This window comes from Bacillus sp. JJ1127, from assembly GCF_036965845.1.
Classification (GTDB): Bacteria; Bacillota; Bacilli; order Bacillales; family Bacillaceae_G; genus Bacillus_A.
Window position 1 is genome coordinate 37987 of the sequence record NZ_JBALQK010000003.1, and the last position, 8476, is coordinate 46462.

General features: G+C 33.0%; 8 protein-coding genes and 1 pseudogene. 7 read left to right on the forward strand and 2 right to left on the reverse strand.

The genetic code is table 11. From position 1 onward, the window contains the following. Nucleotides 1-383: 383 nt before the first annotated feature. The 3 genes and pseudogenes from V7183_RS00475 (at nucleotide 384) to V7183_RS25890 (ending at nucleotide 2458) form a co-directional block, all read left to right on the forward strand. Nucleotides 384-1016: a trimeric intracellular cation channel family protein gene (locus V7183_RS00475; protein ID WP_335358371.1), complete on the forward strand. Its 633-nt coding sequence runs from the start codon at nucleotides 384-386 to the stop codon at nucleotides 1014-1016. Between the two features lie 224 nt (nucleotides 1017-1240). Next, nucleotides 1241-1702: pseudogene (locus V7183_RS25885) on the forward strand (protoglobin family protein); the annotation flags it as partial. A 54-nt stretch (nucleotides 1703-1756) separates the two neighbouring features. After that, the gene (locus tag V7183_RS25890; protein WP_438825143.1) at nucleotides 1757-2458 is read left to right on the forward strand and encodes a methyl-accepting chemotaxis protein; all 702 of its coding nucleotides are present in this window, start codon (nucleotides 1757-1759) and stop codon (nucleotides 2456-2458) included. A gap of 127 nt (nucleotides 2459-2585) precedes the next feature. Here the strand turns inward: V7183_RS25890 and V7183_RS00485 are convergent, their stop codons facing one another. After that, nucleotides 2586-3899, reverse strand: a complete 1314-nt coding sequence (locus tag V7183_RS00485) for a glycosyltransferase family 39 protein (protein ID WP_335358373.1) — start codon at nucleotides 3897-3899, stop codon at nucleotides 2586-2588. 469 nt (nucleotides 3900-4368) lie between these two features. Here V7183_RS00485 and V7183_RS00490 point away from each other — a divergent pair, with 469 nt between their 5' ends. From V7183_RS00490 to V7183_RS00500, 3 genes are all read left to right on the forward strand, one after another. After that, nucleotides 4369-4881 (forward strand): acyl-CoA thioesterase, encoded by a 513-nt coding sequence (locus tag V7183_RS00490; RefSeq protein ID WP_097894455.1) that lies wholly within the window; start codon nucleotides 4369-4371, stop codon nucleotides 4879-4881. 223 nt (nucleotides 4882-5104) lie between these two features. Next, entirely contained in the window at nucleotides 5105-5833 is a 729-nt protein-coding gene (locus V7183_RS00495; RefSeq protein ID WP_335358374.1) for a glycosyltransferase family 2 protein, read from the forward strand. 6 nt (nucleotides 5834-5839) lie between these two features. Next, a complete protein-coding gene (locus V7183_RS00500) occupies nucleotides 5840-6184 on the forward strand; it encodes a DUF2304 domain-containing protein (RefSeq protein ID WP_097894457.1) in 345 nt (114 codons plus the stop codon). A gap of 81 nt (nucleotides 6185-6265) precedes the next feature. Here the strand turns inward: V7183_RS00500 and V7183_RS00505 are convergent, their stop codons facing one another. Then, on the reverse strand, nucleotides 6266-7558 hold the full coding sequence (locus V7183_RS00505; protein ID WP_335358375.1) for a glycosyltransferase family 39 protein: 1293 nt from the start codon (nucleotides 7556-7558) through the stop codon (nucleotides 6266-6268). Nucleotides 7559-7819: 261 nt separating this feature from the next. On the opposite strand from V7183_RS00505, the gene V7183_RS00510 reads away from it, so the two are divergent. Continuing rightward, nucleotides 7820-8476: glycosyltransferase family 2 protein (locus V7183_RS00510; protein WP_335358376.1), on the forward strand; the 657-nt coding region annotated here is incomplete at its 3' end.

The window sequence follows — 8476 nt, forward strand, 5'->3', positions numbered from 1 at the left end:
TTAGTTGAACCAATCGGGCTTTTACAGGCAGTTTATCTCCCACCTTACTTCTTTACTTTCGCCGAATTTTGAGGTGAGAGTATTACTGCCCGTTAATGCGGGATAAACTTACATACCTTTAAAACCTATTTATTTACATTTTCCAAATCAACATTCCCCAATAAAACAAAACTTTAATCCTCAAGGGTGAAATTTCGCAGGATAAACATGGACTTTCTTATTAAAATAACTCTTTGTGTCTAGAGCTTATTTTCCACATTTTCAAACGCTTTCTTCATGTATTTCTTTCATTTTTTTACATGTAACGAAAAGTAATTGTTATTTCCAAAACTTTAGTGTATATTTTTTCTCTGGAACATCTTTAGGAGGAAAGGAATAGAGCCATGTTATTAATCGAAATATTTACGTTTATTGGCCTTGTCGCCGCTGCCATTTCTGGTACATTAGTTGGTTTAAAGAAAGATCTAGATTTGTTTGGTGTCCTTTGTTTAGCTGTAGCTACTGCACTCGGTGGCGGAATTATTCGAGATATTATGATTGGTAACCTACCTCCCGTTGCATTTGTACAACCGATTTACTTCTTTGTCAGTGTATTATCAGCACTATTTACTTGTATGTTTTTTGAGCGCATTAATAAACTTCAAGTTGTTATTATGCTTTCTGACGCTGTTGGTTTAGGCGTTTTCACCGCTGTCGGTGCAAATGCAGCAATGTCACATCACATCAACGCCTCATTTGTAGTTGTTTCGATGGGTGTTATTACAGGTATTGGCGGAGGGATTCTGCGTGATATTTGCGCACAAGATATTCCCTATGTATTCCGCAAAGAAATTTATGCAATTGCTTCTATTCTTGGTGCAATTAGCTTCCTGATTACATATGAAATGGGAGCACACGTATTAGCTTTCTATATTTGTTTACTTGTAACATTCACTATACGTGTAGTCACTGTTATATATAATGTACATTTCCCAGTTTTCTTTAAAACTCATGCCAAAATAGATAAGGGACAATAAGAGAATTCCAAATGGAGTTCTCTTATTTTATGTTTTACAATATGTATATAGGGATAATTATATAGAGTAATTTTACATATATAGGTATAATTAAGGAAGAACTACAATTGAAAACGCTTTATATAACAGGGGGAAGAATAATGTTTGGGGCTTTCAAAAAAAAGAACGATAACATGAACACAAGTATCATTGAATTGAGTAAAACACAGCAAATAACATTCAATATGCCTACTAATTCTGAATTAAAAGCACAAATGGACATGCTTCATATTACAAAAGAAGATTTAAAAATCGTGAAAGTATTACAACCCTTCATTTACGAACAACTAGACTGGATTACAGAAAAATTTTATACCAATATTACAAAGCAACCGAACTTAATCGAAATCATTGAACGTTATAGTTCAGTAACTAAATTAAAACAAACCTTAAAACAACATATTAAGGAACTATTTAATGGTGATATTGATCAAGACTTTATTGAACGACGTGTTCAAATTGCAAGAAGGCACGTCAAAATTGGCTTACACAGAAAATGGTATACAGCCGCTTATCAAGAATTATTCCGTTCCATTCTCAAGATTTTAAAAACAAGAATTTCTACAATAGACGACTTTTCTTATTCTGTAAACGTAATAAACAAATTATTTACACTTGAACAAGAGCTTGTTATTACCGCTTATGAGTCCGAATACGAAAGAATTCAAAAAGAACATGAAAAAGAAAAAGAAATCACAGCAATGACAATTACACATATTGCAACAGAACTTGCAGCCGTTTCTGAAAAAACAAGCGCTTCCATTCAGCAATTAACAACCCAATCAGAAAATATTGTTGAAATTGCAAAAACAGGCACATCATTAGCCACAACATCAGAAGAAAAAGCGAATAAAGGAAAAGAGCAACTAGATATTCAAAATAAGCGAATGGAAAGCATTCAATCTAATATGGAGATAATTATTGAAGATACCCGAGAACTTCTGGATATCTCAAAAAAAATTAATGAAATTATTGATATCGTGAAATCAATTGCTGAACAAACAAACTTACTTGCATTAAATGCGGCCATTGAATCTGCACGCGCTGGGGAATTTGGTAAAGGTTTTGCCGTTGTTGCTGGAGAAATTCGGAAGTTATCTGAACAAACGAAGGAATCTATCTCAAACGTCACAAAACTTGTCGGGAAAACAAACGAACAAATTATACATGTTTCTTCATCTGTGGAACAAATTAGTTCTCTTGTATCTGATGGAACAGACAGCATGCATGAGACAGATCAATATTTCCAAGAAATCGTTAAAGATATGTCTAATTCAAAAGAACAAAACAAAAAAATTGAAAATGAACTAGAAGTCATATCTCAAGTTGTGAAGAGCATCCAAGACGATTCTTCTCAAATGGCTTTAACAGCTGATAGTTTACAAACCGAATTAAGCAGGTAAAATGCAACTTTAATCAGACGGGCACTTTATCCCCATCCTAACTTCCTTGCACCCGCTTGAATTTTAAAGCGAAAGTATTACTGTCCATGAATCATAGAAAAAATAAAAGAATCCTGAACGGATTCTTTTATTTTTTGAAAAAGATTTTTTGACAATAAAAATAGCTCATATAAACACCAAAGCTTTGTAAAATAAACAAACTTGGTATTGTTAGGTTACTGTATGCAATACTTGTATTACAAAGTTCCATTCCAATATACCCCATAATAAGTAGTACAAAGAACATATACTCTTCACTCTGTTGTTTCTTAATAAGAAGATGGAAAAGTGCGATCGACATAAATAAGGTTACAGCTATGTATATAAGCTTTTCGCCTTTGAAAAGTATAGAATTCATTCCTTCACTTGATAATTGATCTATACTCGGCTTAAGAAAAGCAAATCGCTCTGCCTCCATCTCGTTTAACTTTTGATCTATATGTTCTTTCATATTTTGATTTTGAACTTTTTCCTGGTTATTACTTTGTTCTCCAATTAGAACGGATTGTACGTACGCCTGGTTAGAGATGGTATATTGCGACATTCCCATTGCTTTGATTCCATAATTCACACCAAAGTGAGTTGCATAAAATATAACAAGTAACCCCATCATTTTTAAAAATACACTTTGCTTTGTTGCACTTTGGAACATTGCTATCAGCAACACATATACAATTATGAAAATAGGTAAAAACAAACCTACAGGATAAATCATATTACTAAAAGCAAACAAAATCGCAGAAAATACCCACATATAAGAATGATTTAGCCCTTTATGTAAGAGTATGTAGCACGCAAAGTAAAATGAAAATATTGCCAGCGGTTCTGCCGTTAGTAACGAGCATAAAAGAATGTTTGGAATATATAAGGCATAAAATACCGAAGCAATACGTCCACACTCTTCCTGAAATATAATGGCAGCTATTCGATAAATGAAAAATGACGTTCCTGCACAAAATAAAATATTACATAGTTGTAAAATAAATATTGTATCGCCAAATACACGAATTAATAAGGACTGATAAATAATAAAAGGCAACTGCGTAACAGCATCTATATTATTCCCAAGCGCAACTTGCTTTGCAGACTCATACATAGATCTCATATCACCTACAAGTGGAGTATCTACAAACAGAACGACACCAAGTCTAACAAGGATAGATACGCTAATAAGGAAAATGAGAAATTGTTTATCTGTAAAACGATATTGTAAAATAGACGCAATCAGTAATAGAAGTATGACGAAAATTGCTAATACAATTGTTAAACTCGTTGTACTTCCCCCAAAAAATTGCTTCCCTGCTTCAAAGGCCGTCCAACAAGAATAGCCGAAAAACACAAGGAGTATTCCAATAATCATTTTACTAAAAAAAGATGAAAAACCCGTTTGTATGTGATTCATATGTTCATTGCACCTCTATTTCCATTTACCCCGCATTAACTAGCAGTAACACTCCCACCTCAAAATTCAACAAAAGCAAAGAAGTTAGTGAGAGATGAACTACTAGTAAAAGCACGATTGGTGAGAGCTAATAATCAGTGTGGGCTACAGCCCACACTGATTAAAGTTTCTCTTTATGACACAACGATTCTATCACGAATAGGCGCATGGCTGATAGGGAATTTATATGACAAATGTATAGTCATTATTTTTCACTTGCAATGTAAGCGAAATCTCTTTTACACTACAATTTAGACAAAATAAAGTTTCTTTCAGTTACATGCATACGAATACAAATATATTTATGCACCTTCCCTAACATATTTTGCTCGTCTAAACATCAAGTAAAATTCAATAGGAACTACCCTTCCTTTTATATCATTAAAAACATGTCATCCTGATTGAAAACGTAAAATAGGAGTTGATTATATTGGAAAAAAAATTTATGAGAGAATCAAAAGCAATTAAAACCACACGTGTTTTTCCAAATGACTTAAACAATCACGAAACATTATTTGGCGGAAAATTATTAGCAGAAATTGATAGTATTGCTTCTATTGCAGCAGCTAGACATAGCCGTGAACATTGCGTAACAGCATCTATTGATTCTGTGGATTTTTTAAATCCAATTCATCAAGCTGATTCTGTTTGTTACGAAGCATTTGTGTGCTATACGGGCAGATCATCTATGGAAGTATTCGTGAAAGTCGTTGCAGAAAATTTACTATCAGGAGAGCGTCGCATTGCTGCTACTTGCTTCATTACATTTGTTGCATTAAAAGATGGAAAACCTTCTTCTGTTCCACAAGTGCTACCAGAAACTGAAGAAGAGCATTGGTTATATACGACTGGATCGGAACGTGCAGAAAATCGAAAAAGAGGTCGTTTGAAAAGCAAAGAAATGGCATCGGTATTAACCTTAAATAAGCCATGGAATATGTAATACACTTCTGTGCATGCAAAGATTCTCATCCTTCTTTGCATGTATCTTTTTCCACTGTTAAAAGGATGGTAATTTCTCTACAAACTTTTTTCACCCCCTTCTAAATTTACAAAATAACCCACCAGCTTGTTCTTTATTTTGTTATACTATTAATGGTATATTAGATAAAGTGTTTTTACTATGACTATAAAGATTGATTAAATACATAAGGGATGGTGCGATAATGTCTGTTGAAGTACCAATTTCAATACCAAAAACTTTAATTATTATTCCCGCTTATAACGAGGAAGAAGCAATTGCTGATACATTAACTAGATTATTAGAATTAAAACAACACTTTACACAACTTAGTATTTGTGTCATTAATGATGGCTCAAAGGATAAAACGTCTGCAATCGTAAAGGATTTCCCTGTTCATCTTGTAAACTTACCATATAACCTAGGTATTGGATCTGCTGTACAAACCGGTTATAAATATGCTTATGAAAACGGATACGACATTGCGATTCAGTTCGATGCTGACGGACAACATAATCCGGATGATTTATACAAAATCATACAACCTATCGCTGAAGATCAATGCGATATGGTATTAGGCTCCCGTTTCACAGAAAAAACAGCATATAAAGGTAGTATTTCGCGAAGAATTGGCATTTTCTATTTCACTGCTTTATTAAAATTATTAACAAGCCAAACATTTATGGATCCAACGTCCGGATACCGTGCTATCAATCGCGAAGTAATTAAGATTTTTGCACATAATTATCCAAAAGACTATCCAGAACCAGAAGTTCTCATCCATTTAAAAAAGAAAAAGCTTCGTATTAACGAAATATCTGTAAATATGCAAGAGAGACAAGGCGGACAATCTTCTATCACACCGCTTAAATCTGCATATTACATGATTAAAGTAAGTCTAGCTATATTAATGCAAAAAATCGTGAAAGGTTGATAATGAATGCCTGTAATTACCTTTTCATTTATCTTTATTCTATTATTATTTTTTCTAATTATTAATTCCATTCGCCGTGGAGCTTTAGAAACAAAATATGCTATTCTATGGATTTTTGTTTGTATCTCAATGGCTATTTTAAGTTCTACCGATAAGATCATAAATTGGATTGGTAAACTGTTGAAAGTAGAATATCCACCATCCGTTTTATTCTTATTTGGGCTTTTATTCTGCTTCATCTTAATTTTTGATTTAACACGAAAGATTTCTAAGCTTCATCATCAACTTGTTACATTAACGCAAGATTATGCACTATTAAAACAAAAATTAAAAGTAAAGGATGAGGAGTAACATCCATTTTACTTTTCACAAATTTAATATAATAGAAGAAGCGCCTTGATTTTCCGCGAAGGAAACAAGGCGCTTCTTCTATTAGCCTTTCAAAACTATCTCTTTTTTAAACAAGAGTTTACTTACTTTCATTACAGTTGCCACAATCCCTGCCCCTATCATTATAAATAACATTGGCATCAATGGTAACGTATAACGCTCATATGCAAAGTATAAACAATTAAAGTAAGTTTGGAATAAAACAATCATCCATAAGAATGAATACTCTCTCCATCTTCTCCAGAACAAAGTAAATGCCAGTATGGAGCAAACTATGAAGCCAGTCTTGATTGGTTCATAAATATTCTTCATATCCTCTCCGGATATATTAAAAATACTTATTGGAGTGCCTGGATAATAGAATGCCTTTTCCCAGAAAATTTGTGGCTTTAAAACTAAATAACTTTTTATCATTGAGCGTTTATCTGTATGCCACCATTCCTTAATACGGGCCATCGCTATTTCTTGTTGCTTTTCCATCAATTCATGTGCTTCTATATTTGGATACTTCGCATGAATCTCTGCATCAATTTCCTCCATGCTCTTTCCACCTGGATATCCTTCCCCTTGATATGTACCAAGTAATAACGGATTCCCTGCACCTGCTGTAAGTGGAATAAACTTGTGAAATTGAATATAATTACGTGCCCACCAAGGCCCAAGCACAACAAATAATAGCATTACACTAATAAGGGCCTGTTTTATCATAAGGCGGAATGGATAACGTTTCATTAAAAGATATACAAATAGAAGAATTGGATATAAAGCGATTTGTACTCTGAAATATAACGTTACAAAGTAGAATAATAAAACAATATAGAAATCTTTCATTGAATGGGTATCTGCTAATTTTAAACTCCAGTATAACAATCCAAGTGAAAGAAATAAAAATGGACTTTCAGTTAATGTTAAATTCTCCACTACCACTTCGGGAGGGTATAACGCTAATAGCAATGCAGCAATTAACCCCACTGCTGGATTTAAAATATATGTACCAATCTTATAAGTCATATAGATACTTAAGATACCAAAAGCTATCATGACTAATTTTGCACATAAAACACCTAAGCTACCGTGTCCAAATATAAAGAATATACCTGCTAACAAAAATACTTGTCCCGGCATAATATGAATAGTTGGTTTTGTCGGATCATGATAAGTTAACATACCCGTTTCTAATAGATTAACTGCATTTTTTTGATACATTAAATCATCACTACCAAGTGTTAAATCCACACCATATGTATTTAAGGTCATTAGCCGAAATACTAGGCCGATAACTAAGATAATGCTTAATAAAATCCATTCATACCTTTGAATATACTTACGTGACATTTCAGGCTTTCCTCCCTTTTTATATAATCTATTTATTGTTAGATTTATTATTTCGGTTGGAAATATTTACATATATCTTCTTATTATAACCTATTTTGTTGTATGACTTCCATATTTTTTCATAAGAAGAATTATGATAGAAAGTTGATTTACAAAGTTTATATGCGGTAAACTTATACAGATGTTCTTGTAATCGTCGTCCTTTAAAAAAGGCTTGTATATATGATACAAAACATAAAAAACTAGAGGAGATAAAATTCTATGATGGACCAAAAGCAACTCGTTTCTGTTGTTATCCCGCTGTATAATGCGGAGAAATATATTGAGGAAACAATGCAATCGATATTAGATCAAACATATAAAAACATTGAAATTGTAATTGTAGATGATGGAAGTAAAGATCAATCACCTTCTATTGTAAAAGAACTTCAGAAAAAATATCCGGAGCAAGTGAAATACGTTCATCAGAAAAATCAAGGTGTATCTGTTGCTCGTAATACAGGAATTGAAAATGCTAATGGTGAGTATGTTGCTTTTCTTGATAGTGATGATTTATGGCATCCAACAAAAATAGAAAAACAAGTTGAAAGCATGCATAAAAACAATATGAATGCTTGTTACTGCGGCTATATGAACTTCTACGAAGAAAATGGAGAAAAAGTTGAGCATACAACAAACTTTATTAAAGGCGATATGACAAAGGCTTTCTTAACACATCAAGTTGTTGCGCAAACAAGCACATGGATTTTTAAACGCTCTATTGTCATGGACCATGATATTCGCTTTACACCTGGTTGCAGTTGGGGAGAAGACTTAGAATTCTTATTTAAACTGATGAGTGTAACACAAGTATGCTACGTAGATGAATACTTAACATATTATCGAATCTTATCAGAAGGAAATCTTTCTTCTAAATAT

Excerpts from the sequence above, each read along its gene's own strand:
- V7183_RS00475 (WP_335358371.1), top strand. The coding sequence starts at position 384 with ATGTTATTAATCGAAATATTTACGTTTATTGGCCTTGTCGCCGCTGCC.
- V7183_RS25890 (WP_438825143.1), top strand. The coding sequence starts at position 1,757 with ATGACAATTACACATATTGCAACAGAACTTGCAGCCGTTTCTGAAAAA.
- V7183_RS00485 (WP_335358373.1), bottom strand. The coding sequence starts at position 3,899 with ATGAATCACATACAAACGGGTTTTTCATCTTTTTTTAGTAAAATGATT.
- V7183_RS00495 (WP_335358374.1), top strand. The coding sequence starts at position 5,105 with ATGTCTGTTGAAGTACCAATTTCAATACCAAAAACTTTAATTATTATT.
- V7183_RS00500 (WP_097894457.1), top strand. The coding sequence starts at position 5,840 with ATGCCTGTAATTACCTTTTCATTTATCTTTATTCTATTATTATTTTTT.
- V7183_RS00505 (WP_335358375.1), bottom strand. The coding sequence starts at position 7,558 with ATGTCACGTAAGTATATTCAAAGGTATGAATGGATTTTATTAAGCATT.